Source organism: Roseovarius azorensis (assembly GCF_900109455.1).
In the GTDB taxonomy this organism is placed as follows: Bacteria; Pseudomonadota; Alphaproteobacteria; order Rhodobacterales; family Rhodobacteraceae; genus Roseovarius; species Roseovarius azorensis.
Genome location: NZ_FOAG01000010.1, coordinates 29,962 through 45,848 on the forward strand (window position 1 = coordinate 29,962; position 15,887 = coordinate 45,848).

The 15,887-nt window shown below is 63.1% G+C and carries 17 protein-coding genes; 8 read left to right on the forward strand and 9 right to left on the reverse strand.

The window, feature by feature from the left end:
* Nucleotides 1-18: 18 nt before the first annotated feature.
* Genes BSG08_RS14300 through phnG form a run of 3 tightly spaced genes read right to left on the reverse strand, consistent with a single transcriptional unit; the run spans nucleotide 19 to nucleotide 2,119 of the window.
* A complete protein-coding gene (locus BSG08_RS14300; RefSeq protein ID WP_093038337.1) occupies nucleotides 19-1,107 on the reverse strand; it encodes a carbon-phosphorus lyase complex subunit in 1,089 nt (362 codons plus the stop codon).
* Nucleotides 1,107-1,676 carry a phosphonate C-P lyase system protein PhnH gene (gene phnH, locus BSG08_RS14305; RefSeq protein WP_093038339.1) on the reverse strand — a complete coding sequence of 190 codons (570 nt, stop codon included), beginning with the start codon at nucleotides 1,674-1,676 and terminating at the stop codon, nucleotides 1,107-1,109. Before phnH ends, BSG08_RS14300 begins: the two co-directional genes overlap by 1 nt.
* Nucleotides 1,676-2,119, reverse strand: coding sequence for a phosphonate C-P lyase system protein PhnG (gene phnG / locus BSG08_RS14310; protein ID WP_093038342.1), 444 nt, complete (start codon nucleotides 2,117-2,119; stop codon nucleotides 1,676-1,678). Before phnG ends, phnH begins: the two co-directional genes overlap by 1 nt.
* A 102-nt stretch (nucleotides 2,120-2,221) precedes the next feature.
* Here phnG and phnF point away from each other — a divergent pair, with 102 nt between their 5' ends.
* Entirely contained in the window at nucleotides 2,222-2,941 is a 720-nt protein-coding gene (gene phnF / locus BSG08_RS14315; RefSeq protein ID WP_093038345.1) for a phosphonate metabolism transcriptional regulator PhnF, read from the forward strand.
* 128 nt (nucleotides 2,942-3,069) lie between these two features.
* Here phnF and BSG08_RS14320 read toward each other — a convergent pair whose 3' ends face one another.
* The 5 genes from BSG08_RS14320 to phnC form a co-directional block, all read right to left on the reverse strand.
* Nucleotides 3,070-3,687: an LbetaH domain-containing protein gene (locus tag BSG08_RS14320; RefSeq protein WP_093038347.1), complete on the reverse strand. Its 618-nt coding sequence runs from the start codon at nucleotides 3,685-3,687 to the stop codon at nucleotides 3,070-3,072.
* Nucleotides 3,688-3,786: 99 nt separating this feature from the next.
* The gene (phnE, locus tag BSG08_RS14325) at nucleotides 3,787-5,130 is read right to left on the reverse strand and encodes a phosphonate ABC transporter, permease protein PhnE (RefSeq protein ID WP_093038349.1); all 1,344 of its coding nucleotides are present in this window, start codon (nucleotides 5,128-5,130) and stop codon (nucleotides 3,787-3,789) included.
* Between the two features lie 3 nt (nucleotides 5,131-5,133).
* The gene (gene phnE / locus BSG08_RS14330; protein WP_093038351.1) at nucleotides 5,134-5,997 is read right to left on the reverse strand and encodes a phosphonate ABC transporter, permease protein PhnE; all 864 of its coding nucleotides are present in this window, start codon (nucleotides 5,995-5,997) and stop codon (nucleotides 5,134-5,136) included.
* Between the two features lie 69 nt (nucleotides 5,998-6,066).
* Nucleotides 6,067-6,969, reverse strand: a complete 903-nt coding sequence (gene phnD / locus BSG08_RS14335) for a phosphonate ABC transporter substrate-binding protein (RefSeq protein ID WP_093038353.1) — start codon at nucleotides 6,967-6,969, stop codon at nucleotides 6,067-6,069.
* Between the two features lie 53 nt (nucleotides 6,970-7,022).
* Nucleotides 7,023-7,847: a phosphonate ABC transporter ATP-binding protein gene (gene phnC, locus BSG08_RS14340; protein ID WP_093038354.1), complete on the reverse strand. Its 825-nt coding sequence runs from the start codon at nucleotides 7,845-7,847 to the stop codon at nucleotides 7,023-7,025.
* Nucleotides 7,848-7,998: 151 nt separating this feature from the next.
* Between phnC and BSG08_RS14345 the strand changes: the two genes are divergently transcribed.
* A complete protein-coding gene (locus BSG08_RS14345; RefSeq protein ID WP_093038356.1) occupies nucleotides 7,999-8,556 on the forward strand; it encodes a TetR/AcrR family transcriptional regulator in 558 nt (185 codons plus the stop codon).
* 4 nt (nucleotides 8,557-8,560) lie between these two features.
* The gene (locus BSG08_RS14350) at nucleotides 8,561-8,959 is read left to right on the forward strand and encodes an META domain-containing protein (RefSeq protein WP_093038358.1); all 399 of its coding nucleotides are present in this window, start codon (nucleotides 8,561-8,563) and stop codon (nucleotides 8,957-8,959) included.
* Nucleotides 8,960-9,065: 106 nt separating this feature from the next.
* On the opposite strand, the gene BSG08_RS14355 is transcribed toward BSG08_RS14350, so the two are convergent.
* Complete coding sequence (locus BSG08_RS14355; RefSeq protein ID WP_093038360.1) at nucleotides 9,066-9,761, reverse strand: TetR/AcrR family transcriptional regulator; 696 nt, start codon at nucleotides 9,759-9,761, stop codon at nucleotides 9,066-9,068.
* Between the two features lie 163 nt (nucleotides 9,762-9,924).
* Between BSG08_RS14355 and BSG08_RS14360 the strand changes: the two genes are divergently transcribed.
* The 5 genes from BSG08_RS14360 (at nucleotide 9,925) to BSG08_RS14380 (ending at nucleotide 15,869) form a co-directional block, all read left to right on the forward strand.
* Nucleotides 9,925-10,929: a Bug family tripartite tricarboxylate transporter substrate binding protein gene (locus BSG08_RS14360; RefSeq protein WP_093038362.1), complete on the forward strand. Its 1,005-nt coding sequence runs from the start codon at nucleotides 9,925-9,927 to the stop codon at nucleotides 10,927-10,929.
* Between the two features lie 126 nt (nucleotides 10,930-11,055).
* Nucleotides 11,056-11,625: a tripartite tricarboxylate transporter TctB family protein gene (locus BSG08_RS14365; protein ID WP_093038364.1), complete on the forward strand. Its 570-nt coding sequence runs from the start codon at nucleotides 11,056-11,058 to the stop codon at nucleotides 11,623-11,625.
* A gap of 4 nt (nucleotides 11,626-11,629) precedes the next feature.
* Nucleotides 11,630-13,138, forward strand: a complete 1,509-nt coding sequence (locus BSG08_RS14370; RefSeq protein WP_093038366.1) for a tripartite tricarboxylate transporter permease — start codon at nucleotides 11,630-11,632, stop codon at nucleotides 13,136-13,138.
* A complete protein-coding gene (locus BSG08_RS14375; protein WP_093038368.1) occupies nucleotides 13,135-13,986 on the forward strand; it encodes a shikimate dehydrogenase family protein in 852 nt (283 codons plus the stop codon). Before BSG08_RS14370 ends, BSG08_RS14375 begins: the two co-directional genes overlap by 4 nt.
* Nucleotides 13,983-15,869 carry a bifunctional sugar phosphate isomerase/epimerase/4-hydroxyphenylpyruvate dioxygenase family protein gene (locus tag BSG08_RS14380; RefSeq protein WP_093038370.1) on the forward strand — a complete coding sequence of 629 codons (1,887 nt, stop codon included), beginning with the start codon at nucleotides 13,983-13,985 and terminating at the stop codon, nucleotides 15,867-15,869. Before BSG08_RS14375 ends, BSG08_RS14380 begins: the two co-directional genes overlap by 4 nt.
* Nucleotides 15,870-15,887 lie beyond the last annotated feature (18 nt).

Sequence of the window (15,887 nt, forward strand, 5' to 3'; positions counted from 1 at the left end):
TGATCGTTCCAAGAAAACTCATTCCGCCGCCTCTTGCGTTGCAAAACCTTCGGCCTCCCGACGCAGCTTTCGCACCAATTCCAGTTCGGATTGGAAATCGACGTAATGCGGCAGCTTGATATGCTCGAGAAAGCCCGTCGCCTGAATGTTGTCGGCATGCATGAGGACGAATTCCTCATCCTGCGCGGGCGCGCCCTGATCTTCCTCGCCCAACTCTTTCCAGCGCAGCGCGCGATCCACGAGCGCCATGGCAATCGCCTTGCGCTCGGTCTGCCCGAACACCAGACCATAGCCCCGCGTGAATTGCGGCGGCTCTGTCTTGGAGCCCTTGAACTGATTGACCGTCTCGCATTCGGTCAGCACCACCTCGCCGATTTCGATGGCAAACCCCAGCTCAGGGATCCCCATTTCGACCGCAACGGCACCGATGCGCAGTTCGCCGACAAATGCATGGTTGCGGGCATAGCCGCGCTGTGTCGAATAGGCGAGGCTGAGGATGAACCCCTCATCGCCGCGCGTCAGCGCCTGCAGGCGCAGCGCCCGGTCGGCGGGCAGTTCCATCGGCTCGCGCGTGAGGTCGGGGGGCGTACTGTCGCTCTCGGGCTCTTGCTGGATCAGCCCTTCGCAGTCGAGATAGCCCATGATATGCGGCGTGGGGCCGGGGGTGGGTGTGGCTGTCGGCGCGTGTGGCGTCTCGCCCTCTGCCGCCAGCTTGAAATCCAAGAGGCGGTGGGTGTAGTCAAAGGTCGGCCCCAACACCTGACCGCCCGGCGCATCCTTGAACGTCGCCGAAATCCTGCGGTCACAGCGCATCGCGCCCGTATCCACCGGCAGGGATGCGCCAAACCGCGGCAGCGTCGTCCGATAGGCGCGGATGAGGAAAATCGCCTCGATCAGATCGCCGCGCGCCTGCTTGATCGCCAGCGCCGCGAGATCGGGATCATAGAGCGAGCCCTCTGCCATCACCCGGTTGACCGCGATGCTCAACTGCTCGCGGATCTGCGCCACGCTCAGTTCCGTAACCGCAGGATCGCCCCGCCGCTCTTCCGCCAGCCAGGCATGGGCATTGTCGATCGCCCGTTCGCCGCCCTTCACCGCCACATACATCAGTTCGCCTCCACGCGCGTCGTGCGCGGCAGCGCCGCCAGGCGATCCCCGCAGGTAAGGACGAAATCCAGCCCCAGCGGATACCGCGCCGCATTGGCCTGAAACGCTACGGTCTCCGGCAGCGACAATGCCACCTCACGCGCGATCCCCGGCCCCGTCAGCCGCGCGCCGCGCGCCTCCAGCACGTTCAACTCGACAATCAGCGTGGCCGAACGGTCCGGATACTCAGCCAGCCCCATCGGATAGCCCTCCAGCGGCAGCAGGTCCGGCCACGTGCCCACCGCGAACGCGGCACGCTCCCGCCCGACCAGAGGCGCGCCAGTGTGAAAGGTGATCCAGTCCCGCACCGCCGCGCAATCCGCCTCTCCGGCCAGATGCACCGGCGTTCCGGGATCGCAGAGCGTCAGCATGACCACCCCCGCCGCCGCCGACAGGGGCGCAGGCGGCACAGCCCCCGCCACATGCTCCACCGTGCCGGGGCGCGCCATGGCACGCATTACCGCGCGAAACGCCAGCGCCGCCTCGACGGACGCGTCGGAAAATCCCCCCTGAAGCGCCAGCGCCTCCATCAATCCTCTCCCCGCACCATGGTAAAGAAATCCACCTTCGTGGCTGCCGCCTTGGCCGTCCGCGCCGCCCGCCGCGACGCCTCTGCCTCTGCCAGAGGCTCCAGCACCGCCGCGCGCACCTCTTTCGCCTGCGGCCCCTGCATCAGCGCATCGACCATCGCCGCCTGCACCGCGTGCTGCTTGCCGCGCCCCTGCACATAGCCATGACCCACCGCCCCATCAGCCAGCCGTAGCGCGCAGCGCGTCACCGTCATCTCGCCCAGATTGAACGGTGCGCCCGTCGCCCCGGCCCGACCCCGCACCATCACGCCGCCCACCTCGGGCGGGCGCAGATAGCTGTGCTCGGGCGCAAATCCGGCACGCGCCCACAGCCGATCCAGATCAGCCGCCGGCGCGCGCGCCAAAAGGCCCATCCACGCCTTGCGGTCAAATTCATCGCTCATGCAGACACCTTGCAGATTTGTCGAGCTTACTATACAACTAGACAAATCAATACCCGAAACCCCTCCTTCAAACAAGCCCGCGACCGGTGAAACTTCTGTGACATGACCCGCGAGAAACCCGATGCGCTCTGGCGCGCTATCCATGACAGCCTGAGCGCAGATATCGCGGCGGGCCGCTACGCACCTGGCGACAAACTACCCACAGAGGCAGCGCTCGCCACCCGTTTCGGCGTCAACCGCCACACCGTGCGTCGTGCGCTCAGGGCGCTCTCCGACAGTGGCGTGATCTTTACCCGGCGCGGCGCGGGGGCCTTTGTCGCGCACCGCCCGGCCGACTATCCGATCGGCCAGCGCGTCCGCTTTCACCAGAACCTGCGCGCTGCGGGACGCCTGCCCGCCAAGGAAATCCTCGCCCTTGAAACCCGCGCCGCCGACGCGGCAGAAGCAGAGGCGCTGACCTTGCTTCCCGGCGCGCAGGTGCATGTCTATGACGGCCTTTCGCTCGCCGACGGCATGCCCGTGGCGATCTTTCGCAGCACCTTTCCGGCGGCGCGCTTCCCCGACCTGCCCGAGGCCCTCTCGCGCCTCAAATCGGTCACGGCGGCGCTGGCCGAGCAGGGCGTGCCGGATTACACCCGTGCTTCGACCCGGCTCAATGCCAAACTCGCCAGCCCCACACAGGCGCTGCACCTGCATCTCAGCCCCGGCGCGCCCATCCTGCGCACCATCGCCGTCAACGTCGACCTGGACGGCCAACCCATCGAATACGGCCGCACATGGTTTGCAGGCGATCGGATAACCCTGATCCTGGCCGATCTCTGAACCTCCGCCGCGCTGTCACTGCCCTGTCACATCGTTGGGCTACCAATGGAATGGTATTGTAGCTGCCCTTTTCATCCGGCGATTTCAGCATCGGCAAGGCGGTCCATCGTGGCGCCTTCATTTGAGTGTCAGCCGCCGTATTTCTCCAGGAACGCCTCGGCACTCAGCGCACGGAAATCCTCAAGGCTCTCGCGTAGCCTCGCGTGATCCCAGTCCCACCACGCCAGCGCCATCATTCGCTCGGCTAGGTCACGGGCCAGCCGCGCGCGCAGCGGCTGTGCGGGCACCCCCGCTACGATCATGTAGGGGGCCACATCCCGCGTCACCACCGCTCCCGCCGCGATGACCGCGCCGTGGCCCACGCTCACCTCGGGCTTGACCTGCGCGTTGTGCCCGATCCAGGTGTCGTGCCCGATCCGCGCCACGCGCGCCCGCCGCTTATCGAACCAGTGCGCATCGTCCTCTGCGTCTTTCCAGTAACTGGCCGAACGATAGAGAAAGTGATGCAGGCTGGCGCGATCCAGCGGATGATCCGTCGCCCCCACCCGCACGAAACTGGCGATATTGGCGAATTTCCCGAACTCGGCATTGGCAAGATCGCAATAGCGGTCGCAATAAGAATAATCCCCCATCGCGACATGCGCCAGGCGACTGCCGCGCCCGACTTCTGTATAAACCCCTAATTCGCAATCGTTGATCTCGCAATCCGGATGGATCACCGCCTCATCGGCCCGCAATCTCGGCATGCCGCGCTCCCAAAGAATTCAATGCTTCCGGTAGGGCTATTTCGTCAGGAAGAAACCCGACTGTGCTTCTTCTTGGTCCAAATACCCGATTCCGCCCTTTCAGTGTCCGCCGTCGTCCGAGGTGATGAGCCGGCGGCGCAACCAGCCGGAAACCGTATCCATCACCATCACCATGACGAGAATGAGAATGATGTAATAGCTTACCTCTTCCCAGTCCTTTTGCGTGATCATCGCCTGCGTGAGCAAGAGACCGATACCGCCCCCGGTGATTGCCCCGATGATCGTGGCGCTGCGGGTGTTGGATTCGAGATAATACAACAGCTGGCTAAGCAGCACCGGCGTAATCTGCGGAATGACGCCAAAGCGGTAGCGTTGCAGCGGTCTCGCCCCGGTCGATTGCACGCCCTCGATCTCTCTCTTGTCCACGTTTTCCAGCGCCTCGTAGAATAGCTTGCCAAATGTTCCGGTATCGGTGATCAGGATCGCCAACGCGCCAGTCAGGGGGCCGGGGCCAAAGGCGCGCGCGAGGATGATCGTCCAGATCAGCGCATCGACCCCGCGCACAAAGTCAAAGACGCGCCGCACCACCGCGCGCACCGCCATGAACGGGCTGAAATTGCGCGCTGCGGCAAAAGCCAGCGGCAGCGCCACGATACCCGCGCCCATCGTGCCGAGAAAAGCCATGAGGATGGTTTCAAAAATCGCCCATATCACGTCCCTGTGCTGCCACATCCGGTTGGTCCAGACGTCATGCGCCATGGCCGCAAGATTGCTCTTGCCCGCGACCAGCCGCTCGTCCGAGAACGCCAGCCCGATCAGATCACCCGGGCTTTTGCCATAGAACGGGCTGTCGAGGGTGAACCAGAACAACTCCCAGCCGAAGTGGTAGCGCATCACCTCGATGCGCGCCCGGGTCAGCGTCACGCGACCCGCAGCGGTGGTGATGTCGACCCGCGTATCGCTGGCGCTGATCCAGTCCGGCACCTCGCCTTCGGGCAGGCGCAGGCCGATCCCCCGGCGGCCCGCCTCTGCCTCGATCAGCCCGTAGCCCGGCACGTCATAGCGCATCGTATTGCCGTCGATCAGAACCTCCTCGCCGTTTTTCAGTTCGATCCGAGTGCGGTCCGGGCTTTCGATCTCGACCCAGTCGGGGCTGGTGCCCTCGGGCCATGTGCCCTTGTTCTCGCCCTCGACCGCAATCGTCAGACTGCCCACACGGTTGTCGCGGGTGACATGGGTCTTGTAGCTGTAGCTGTCTGCGACAAGAATTTTGGCGTTGTCCATACGGGCACGGTCCGCCAGCCCCGGAATGTCGAAGGCAAAGAATATATAAATGAAATAGGCAAGAATCACCGCCGGAAAACCAAAGGTCACCAGCCGTTTACGCCGGAACAGGCGGATCGCGTCAAGGCGGGTGGGCGTCACATCGGTCATCATGCTCATGGCCTATCCCTCGCCGATCAGCTTGTTGCGGTAGTGGCTGGATATCTGGTCAAAGAACACGATGGTACCGAACAGCAGCAGAAAGATCGCCGCCACCTCGTCATAGCGTCCCTGTCCCCAGCTAAAGGCGTTCTTGAGGTCATAACCGATGCCGCCCGATCCCACGAAGCCCAGGATCGCCGAGGCGCGGATGTTGATCTCAAACCGCAAGAGGGCGTAGCTGAGATAGTTCGGCGCCACCTGTGGAATCACGCCCAACCACATGCGCTGGCCCCATGTGGCCCCCACCGATTGCAACCCCTCGACCGGTTTGAGGCTTGCGTTCTCGTTCACTTCCGAAAAGAGCTTGCCCAGCGCCCCCGCCGTGTGAATGGCGATGGCGATCATCGCCGGGACCGGTCCGCCGCCGAGGATAAAGATCAGCACAAGCGCGATCACGATCTCGGGCACCGCGCGCAGCACATCCATCAGCCGCCGGAAAAGCCCGATCAGGCGTGGCCATTTCGCCAGTCCGCGCGTCGCCAGAAGCGACAGAAGGATCGCCCCCAGCGCCCCAAGCAGCGTCGAGGCCGCCGCGATATTCACCGTTTCGATGAGCGAGGGCAGGAATTTCCACATCAGCCCCGGCAGGTTGGCCACCTTGGCGACCGCCTCGGTTAGAACCTCCCTGGGAAATTGAAAGATGTTGCCGATTCCGTTCCAGAACCCGCCCGCGTTGCGCCCGTCGGCCACGCGAAATCCCGAGACCATCAGCGCCACGAAGACGATCAGCATCACCGCCCCATAGGTGCGCTTGCGCCGCGTCATCGCCATATAGGCGTCCTGCACCCGGCCCACGCCTGCCTGCTCTGCCGTCAGATCGCTCATGCCCGCCTCCTGTCATGCGAAACCGGGCCCACGCGGATGCGGGCCCGGCGCTCGGTCAGTCTCGCTGGCTTACATCTGCGACTTGCGCGCCTCGATGATCGAGAGATAGGCGTCATGGCTGATCGGCTGGAACCCCAGCGCCTCGCCTGCCATGAAGTTGTAGGCGCAATCGGCGTCCATGTAGGGCAGCGAGGCGGTCAGGGTGGTGATGTCCAGCTTGACCCGTTCGGGCAGCGCCTTGCGCAGCACGATGGGGCCTTCGGGGATCGGCTTGGACTTCCAGATCTCGACCATCTGGTTCATGTCGACCAAGCCCGCATCCACCGCCTTGCGCAGCGCACCCGAGTTGTAGCCGTCTTCCCATGCGCCCATGCCATCGGCCCAGGTCACACCGGCATCAACATCGCCATTGGCGACCGCGACGATGGTCTGCTCATGACCGCCAGTGAACTTGACCTCACCGAAGTAATCGCCCGACTCCATACTGGCGCCGGTCTCGGCGGGAATCTCGATCGCGGGGATCAGATAGCCCGAGGTCGAGTTGGGATCGCCAAAGGCAAAGACCTTGCCCTTCATGTCCTCGAGTGAGGTGATGCCGCTGTCCTTGCGGGCAAAACCGACCGAGTAATAGCCATAGGATTTGTCCATATTGGTCTTGACCATGATGGGCTCGACCGCTTCGGGATCAGTCAGATAGGCCTTGGCATAGGCCGATGCGCCCAACCACGCCATGTCGATGGTGCCACCCAGAAGGCCCTGGATCACGCCATCATAGTCGGCGGGGGTGAACAGCTTGACCGGCACCCCGAGCAGGTTTTCCGCAGCGGCGCGATAGCATTCGTTCGAGGTCATGCGATCCTGCGCATTTTCCCCGCCCAGAATGCCGATGCGGAATTCGGTGATCTTGTCCTCGGCCAGCGCGGGGCTGATCAGAGCAGTGGTTGCAACGATGGCAGCAAGCAGATTCTTCATGGATTTCTCTCCGTTCAAGGTGTAAGCCCGCCACCCTCGGCGGGCCGGGGTCGTCAGACCGCAGCCTCCGCCTCGCGCAGAGCGCGCTTGAGGCCGCGACCGAGCGTCTCGATGGACGTCGATGTGCTTTCCTCGGAAAACGAGGCGTCGGCTCCGTAAATGTCGCGCGCCACGCCGGTAGTCAGTTGCTCCGGCGTGCCGTCGAACACCACGCGGCCATGCAACATCCCGATCACCCGGTCGCAATAGCGCCGCGCGGTGTCCAGCGTGTGCAAGTTGGCGATCACCGTGCGTCCGTCCTCTTCATGGATGCGGCGCAGCGCGTCCATAACGATCTGCGCGTTCATCGGGTCAAGGCTGGCAATCGGCTCGTCCGCCAGAATGATCCTTGGATCCTGCATCAGCGCGCGCGCAATCGCCACCCGCTGCTGCTGCCCGCCCGAAAGCGCCTCGGCGCGTTTCGGCGCATGATCGGCGATGCCCAGTCGGTCGAGGATCTCGATGGCGCGGTGAATGTCGGCCTGCGGATAAAGGTTGAACATCGTGGCCAGCGTCGAGCGGCGGTTGAGCGTGCCATGCAGCACGTTCGACACCACATCCATGCGCGGCACAAGGTTGAACTGCTGAAAGATCATCGCGCATTGTGACTGCCAGGCGCGTTTCCCGGCTCCCCTGAGCGCGGTCACATCGCGGCCCTCGAAATAGATGCGCCCGGCACTCGCATCGGTCAGCCGGTTGATCATCCGCAAGAGGGTGGATTTGCCTGCTCCCGATCGGCCGATAATCCCGATCATCGCGGGTCGCTCGACAGAGAACGTCACCTTGTCCACTGCGGTGTTCTGGCCAAATGTCTTGGTCAGCGCATCAATGCTCAGCACGACTATTGCCCCCGTTGGTTCGCACCCCGTCTAGGCACGATTCCCAACGACTTTGCGACAGGGCTGTAAAATCTCTGTGACACCGCATCGCGTGCAGCCGTGACAAACCACCCTCTTGCGGCAGCGCAGCATGATGCGTAAGGCTGATGTCATGCCCCTCCTGCGCCGCCCCCGCCTGACCCGGACCGACTGGCTTATCGCCGGACTGGAGGCGCTGTGCGAGATCGGACCGGGCGCGCTCGGGGCTGAACCGCTGGCGCGCCGGATCGGCACCACCAAGGGGTCGTTCTACTGGCATTTCAACGATGTGCCCGCCTATCATCAGGCCATTCTGGACTTGTGGGCAGCCGAGGCAGAGGCCACGCTCACCACAGCGTCAGAGGCCGCGACCGACACCTCTCGCCTGCGCGACACCGCGCAGACCATCGCCGCCAGCGCCCAGAACGACGCAGCGGCGATGCGGGCCGAATCGGCCATTCGGGCCTGGGCGCAGGACGATCCCGCCGCCGCGGCGGCAGTGCAGGCGGTGGATGAACGACGCCTTCAGCGGCTGCATGCGCTGCTTTCCGCCTGCGGGATTGGCAATATCGAAATGGCCCGCATCCTCTATGCGGCAGCGATCGGCATGCAGGCGCTGCGCGACCGCGACGCCGACCGGAACGCCGCCGCCATCGGGTCTCTGGTGGATCTCGTTCTCGCGCTCCGGTGACGCGATGCGCGCTGCCCTGATCCTCGCGGTTATGTCCCTGCTGGGCTACTGCAAGGACGAGACCGTCCGCGCCTATGGTGGCGATGCGGCAGTCTGGCACCTGCAGAGCATCGACGGCGTGCCCTATCCCGTCCGCGCCACGCTGCGCTTTCCCGAAGAGGGCAGGCTGAGCGGAGAGGCGCCCTGCAACCTCTACTCCGGCACGCAGACCGCGCCCTATCCCTGGTTTGCCGCTGAAGAGGTCACCACCACCCGCCACACCTGCCCCGCCCTCGACGCCGAAACCCGCTATTTCCGTGCGCTCGCCGAGATGACCCTGGTCGAGGTAGCGGGCGAGGTGCTGATCCTGTCGAATGACAAGGGACGAGAGATGGTGTTCCGCGCCGGTGGAAATGGGGAGTAGGGGTTGGGGGCAGTTCCGGCCAGTTTCGACAAATGCTTCATTGTCCTGATCCAAGCGAGATGGAGGCCATGCGCCGGGGGTGATGCCCGCAGCGGCACAGGTCTGTTCAGCCCGCAGGCGCATCCCATGTCGTCGGAACATGGCCGATCACTACCGTGGACAGCACCATATCCGTGGCGCGCGCCTTGAGGATCGCCTGGGTCTTTTTGGTATACAGCGATGCGCCGAACGAAGCCGAGAACGTGGCGCGGTTCGACACGTTGTAGAAACTGAAAGAGCTGATCAGCCAGTGCAGTTGCAGGGGATCGACGCCTTGCCGGAACTTGCCCGCCGCCTTGCCGCGCGTGCAGACGTCATCGAGTTTCTCGATGATCGAGCGGTTCAGCTTCGGGACGATCCGGGATTTCCGCAGGTAATCGGCATTATGGATGTTCTCGATCATGACAAGGCGGATGAAATGGGGCGCATTGGCATGCGCGTCGAACGTGGCCTCGACCAGACGCCTGAGGGCCGCGACGGGCTCCAGACCTTCGACGTCCAGCCGGTCCTCGCTGTTGCGCAGGGACGCATAGACACCCTCGAGAACCTTGCAGTAAAGCCCCTCCTTGTCGCCGAAATAATAGTAGATCATCCGCTTGGACGTCGATGTCTTCTCGGCGATCTCGTTGATGTTCGCCCCCGACAGGCCATGGGCGGCAAACTCTTGCGTCGCGACTGCCAGAATATCCTCGCGGACCGCGACCGGATCCTTTCTCCATGAACTTTTACGCTTCTTGGAATCGCGATCGCCGCTGCCATCCATGGGAGTTGCCTCAACAGACTGATGATTCCCCTGCTGGATAGCACAAAATTAACCTCTGGGAACATTTTTATTGACAAATTAACCTCAGGGTACATAAAGGTGATCGTGACCGCCGAGAAGAGGAGCGAATCGGCAGCCAGCAAAACACCTAGGGAGGACAGGAATGTATCCGAAACTGATCGGCGCACTGGTTGCGCTTGGACTGACAGCAACCATCGCCACCGCGCAGGATTATCCCAGCAAGGAAATCCAGGGCATCATCCAGTGGGGTGCGGGCGGTTCGACCGATACCGTGATGCGCTCTGTCACACCACATGCCGAGGATGTTCTGGGCGGCACGGTCGTCATGCAGAACATGACGGGTGCGGTGGGCGCCATCGCGCTGAACCACGTCGCCGGATCCACCGCTGACGGCTATACCTTGCTGATGGGCGCGGAAAACCCGATGCTCTACAAGGTCATGGGGCTCGGCGACAAGGATTACGGCGAGTTCATCCCGATCAACATCCTGGCCCGCGGCACGCCGATACTGGTCGCGAACAAGGATGCCCCCTACGACGACTATGCAGGGCTGATGGCCTATATCGCCGAAAATCCGGGCGAAGTGCGCATCGGATCCACCGGACCCGGCGGGGTGCCTTCAGTCGTCACCGCGATGATGAACACCGTCGAGGGCGAACTTGACCTGATCGCCGTTCCCTACGATGGCGACGGCCCCGCGCTGACGGCTCTCCAAGGTGGCGCGATCGACGTGATGCCCGCCGTTCTTGGTGCCGCCATCGAAGGTATCCGCGCGGGCAACATCAAACCGCTGGCCGTCTTTGACCTCGCGCCCAACAGCAAGCTACCGGACGTGCCGGCGGTGACCTCATTCAACGAAGCCTACAGCACCTACCTGCCCTGGGGGCCGTTCTTTGGCGTCTTTGTTCCCAAGGGCACGCCGGATGACGTGGTGGCCAAGCTGAGCGACGCCTATGCGACAGGGGCCCGGCATCCCGATTTCGTCGAACTGATGGACAGCCGCGGATTCACACTGATGTCCATCTCCGGCGACGAGGCCGACGCTTTCCTGACGAAATGGCAGCAAGGCACCGCATGGCTCCTGCACGATGCGGGCCTGACCAAGACCTCCCCCGAAGAATTCGGCATCGCCCGTCCGGGCGAATAACAACTGACACAGTCGGATGGTGGGGCCATAAAGGACCTGCCACACTGGCGCCGCCCGCGCCTGACGTCGGGCGGCGCTTTGCGTTCCGGGGAGGAGCCCGGCCAAGTCCAACGGGAGGAATGGATCATGAATCCGGAATTCAGAGGCGACAGCGATCATCACGACGGCACGTCGGATGCAACACCCGGAGGCTACCCGGCACAGCGGCGCCCCGGTGAATTGGGCTTTGCCATCTTTCTGACCATCGCGAGTCTGGTGCTGCTCTACAACGCCTATGGCATCTCGGGACTGGGCGCCCTGTCCGCCCCCGGCTCGGTGCCAATGGCAACAACCTTTATCATGCTTGTAACGGCGGGGATGGTGACGTTGCGCACGGCACGTATGCCCAAGGTCGCAAATGAAACCATGGCAAACGACATACTGCCGCTGCTGATTATCATTTTCATCGGGTTTCTCGTTGTCTTTGGTCTCATGCTGAAACCAGTCGGCTTCGCGCCGACCGCAGCGCTCTTTCTGATCGTTGCGATCAAGGTTCTGGCGCGCCGGGGATGGGGCTACACGCTGCTTGTCGCGCTCGGGTCGCTGATTGTGATCTGGCTGGTTTTCCGCGTCGTCTTTACCGTACTCCTGCCGGCCGGGATCGTGCCCGAGGCCGAGTTCATCCAGATTTTCCGCAACCTGCTGTCCGGGAACTGACGTGATGGAAACGCTGCTGGCAATCTTCACCATCTTCACCCAACCGCAACTGCTGCTCCTGGTCGGCATCGGAACCTTTGCGGGCATCTATATCGGGGCCATTCCTGGACTGTCCGTCACCATGGCGGTTTCAATCCTGATTTCCTTTACCTTCTCATGGGACGTCTATCCGGCGATCTCGCTGATGGTCGGTATCTACATGGGCGGCGTCTATGGCGGCTCGCGCACGGCGATACTGCTCAATATCCCCGGCGCGCCATCGGCCATCGCCACCGCGATGGACGGCTATCCCATGGCCAAGAGGGGTGAGGCCGGGCAGGCCATAGGCGTGACCACTGTCATGTCCTTTTTTGGTGGATTCATCGGCATTCTGGTGCTCGCCCTTGCAGCGCCCTTCGTCTCCGACTTTGCGCTGACATTCCAGCCACGGGACTACATGCTGCTCGCGATCCTGGGGATCCTTCTGGTCGGCTCCCTGTCAAGCGGCAGTCTGGTCAAGGGCATCTTTGCCGGAGCGTTCGGCATTGCCATCGGATCCGTCGGGCGCGATCCGCTGACCTTCACGGAACGCCTCACCTTCGATCTGCAGATCATGCAGGGCGGAATTTCCTTCATCGCCGTCATGATTGGCATGTTCGGTGTGTCCGAAGCGCTGCTGCAGTTACAGAACGTGGACAAGGTGGCGGTGCGGCAGAAGATCTCGAAGATCGTGCCCTCCTTCGCCACCATGCGAAAGCATCTGCCGCTCAGCCTGCAGACCTCAACCATCGGCGTGATCATCGGCGCCCTGCCCGGCACCGGCGGAGATATTGCGGCGCTGATGGCCTATGATCACGCCAAGCGCGTCACCAAGAATCCCGAGCGCCCCTTTGGAGAGGGCGCAATGGAGGGTCTGGTCGCCCCGGAGACCGCCAACAATGCAGCCGTGGGCGGGGCCTTTATCCCGATGATGACGCTAGGGATCCCAGGCGATGCCGTCACCGCAATCATGATCGGCGCGCTGTTCATCCACGGGCTGAATCCCGGCCCGATGCTGATGATAGACCAGCCCGACATGTTCTGGTTCATCGTGGGCGCGCTGATGACCGCTAATGTCTTCATGCTGATCTTTGGCCTTACCGGCATCAGGATATTCACAAAGATTGTCGAGATGCCCCGATCCATCATCATTCCCCTGATCTTTCTGCTGTCAATCGTCGGGGCCTATGCCGTGAACAACGCGATCTCCGACGTCTACTGGATGCTCGGTTTCGGTGTCCTCGGGTTCTTCATGCGCCATTACGGCTATCCGCTGGGTCCGGTGATCCTCGGTGTCATCCTGTCGCGTCTTCTCGACGACAACTGGCGCAGGGCGATCATCTCCGAGCGCGAGGATCTTGGCCGCTTTTTTGAAGGCATCATCACCAGCCCTCTTTCGCTGACGCTCTTCACGGCGGTCATCCTCATCTTCGTCAGCCAGACACCGCTCTGGAGCGCCGCGAAAATCCGCTTGTTCGGAAAGGCCAGCACATGACAGAGACACCGACAGGATCCGTCAGACTCGGGTTGATCGGTGACAATATCAGCCGGTCGAAATCACCTCGCCTTCACCGCACCGCGGGACGACTGGCCGGTCTCAACGTCACCTATGACCGGCTCATTCCCCGCGACCTTGGCCTGAGCTTCGACGAAACGTTCGAACTTGCGCGGGCCGGCGGCTTTCGCGGGATCAACGTGACCTACCCCTACAAGGAACTGGTCGCAGGCAAGGTTCAGATCAGCGATCCCCTTGTCCGGGCGATCGGCGCGGTGAACACCATCGTGTTCGAGCCGTCAGGCCCGCAGGGGTTCAACACCGATTACAGCGGTTTCATGAGCGCCTACCGCGCCGTGATGGGGCAGGCCCCGCCCGGCACGGTATGCCTGATTGGCACCGGCGGTGTCGGCAAGGCGGTCGCCTTTGGTCTGCTCGGCCTCGGTGCTGAGACGATACGCTGTGTCGATCTGGACCCGACCAAGGCCGCTGCACTGGCGAAGGCGCTGTGCAATGTCGGCAGCGATACAAGGATCGAGCCCGCGACCGATGCGCTTCAGGCCGTCATCGGCGCGGACGGTATCATCAACTGCACGCCCCTCGGGATGGTTGGCATCGGCGGCACCCCCCTGCCCGCTTCCACCATGACCGGGGCAAGATGGGCCTTTGACGCGGTCTATACGCCGGTCGAAACCGAATTCCTGCGCGACGCCACAGCCGCCGGACTTGATGTCATCTCGGGTTATGAGCTGTTCTTTGGTCAGGGTGTCGATGCCTGGCGCATCTTTACCGGCATAGACTTGGACTGGAGCGCCCTGCGCACCGCCATAGAGGGGGATGAGCTGTGAAAACCTCCATCGCGACGGTTTCGGTTTCGGGAAACCTGCCCGAGAAACTGGAGGCGATTGCCGCTGCCGGCTTTGACGGTATCGAAATCTTCGAGCAGGATTTCATCGCCCATGACGGCGACCCGCGCGAGGTTGGCGATCTGATCCGCTCGATGGGGTTGGAGATCACGCTATTCCAGCCGTTTCGCGACTTCGAGGGCCTGCCCGACCCGCTGCGCGCCAAGGCATTCGACCGGGCTGAGCGCAAGTTCGACCTGATGCAGGAGCTTGGAACCGATCTGCTGCTGGTCTGCTCGTCCTGTCACCCGGACGCGCTCGGCGGGATCGACCGGGCAGCAGCGGATTTTCACGAACTGGCAGAGCGCGCCGCCCGGCGCGGCCTGCGCGTTGGATTCGAGGCGCTGGCCTGGGGGCGGCACGTCAACGATCATCGCGACGCCTGGGAAATCGTGCGCCGCGCCGAGCATGAAAATGTCGGCCTGATCCTCGACAGCTTTCACACTCTGGCGCGCCGGATCGACCCGGATTCGATCCGGCGCATTCCTGGCGACAGGATATTCTTTGTGCAACTGGCCGATGCGCCACTGATCGAGATGGACCTGCTCTACTGGTCCCGGCATTTCCGCAACATGCCCGGTGAGGGCGATCTGGCAGTCAGGCAGTTCATGCGCGCAGTGGTGGCGACCGGATATTCCGGCCCGATCTCGCTGGAGATTTTCAACGATCAGTTCCGCGGCGGCCGTCCAAAGACCATCGCCAAGGACGGGCATCGCTCTCTGGTCGCGCTGATGGATGACGTGCGGCGCGAGGAACCGGCCGCCGTCCTCGATTTTCCGCCGATGCCGCAACGGGCCGTTGTTGAAAACGTCGCCTTCGTGGAATTCGCAACGCGCGGTGACGAGGCGGACGCGCTTGAAAACCTTTTGCAAACGCTGGGATTCAAGCGTTCCGGCAGGCATATAGCAAAGCAGCTCTCGCTCTGGCGTCAGGGCGATATCCGCATCGTCGTGAACCGGGAAACGACCGGTTACGCCAGCAGCGCCTACACCATGCATGGCACGACCGTGTGCGATATCGGGCTTGCGGTGGGCGATGCCGCGGCGACCGTCGCGCGCGCCACCAGCCTTGGCGCGCAACCCTTCTCGCAACCCATCGGACCCGGCGAGCTGGACATCCCCGCGATCCGCGGCCTGAGTGGCAGCGTCGTGCATTTCATCGACGAGGCCAGCGGCCTGAGCAAGGTCTGGTCGGTGGAATTCGAAGGCGCCGACACGCCGCATGACGGGGCGGGGCTGAAACGCATCGACCATCTCGCGCAGACGATGAGCTATGACGAGATGCTCAGCTGGTCGCTGTTCTACACCACGCTGTTCGAGATGCGCAAATCCCCCATGGTCGATGTGGTGGATCCCGACGGGCTGGTGCGCAGTCAGGCGATCGAAGCGCCGGACGGCGCGCTCCGGATCACCCTCAACGGGGCCGAGACCCATCGCACCATGGCGGGCAATTTCCTGGCCGACAGCTTCGGCGCGTCGGTGCAGCACATTGCGCTGGCCAGCGACGATATCTTTGCCACCTCGGGCGCACTGGCGGCCTGCGGGTTCGAGCCAATGCCGATGTCGAACAACTATTACGCCGACCTTGCGGCCCGGTTCGATCTGCCGCCCGCCCTGCTGGAGCGGCTGAGGGCGGGCAACATCCTCTATGACGAGGATGCCAATGGCGCATTCTATCAGCTCTATTCGCGGCCCTACGCGGGCGGGATGTTCTTTGAAATCGTCCAGAGAACAGGTGGCTACGGCGGGTATGGCGCGCCCAACGCACCTTTCCGGATCGCCGCCCAGAAGCGCCTCATGCGGCCCAAGGGGATGCCCCGGCGATAAAGATCATGTCCGCATGTG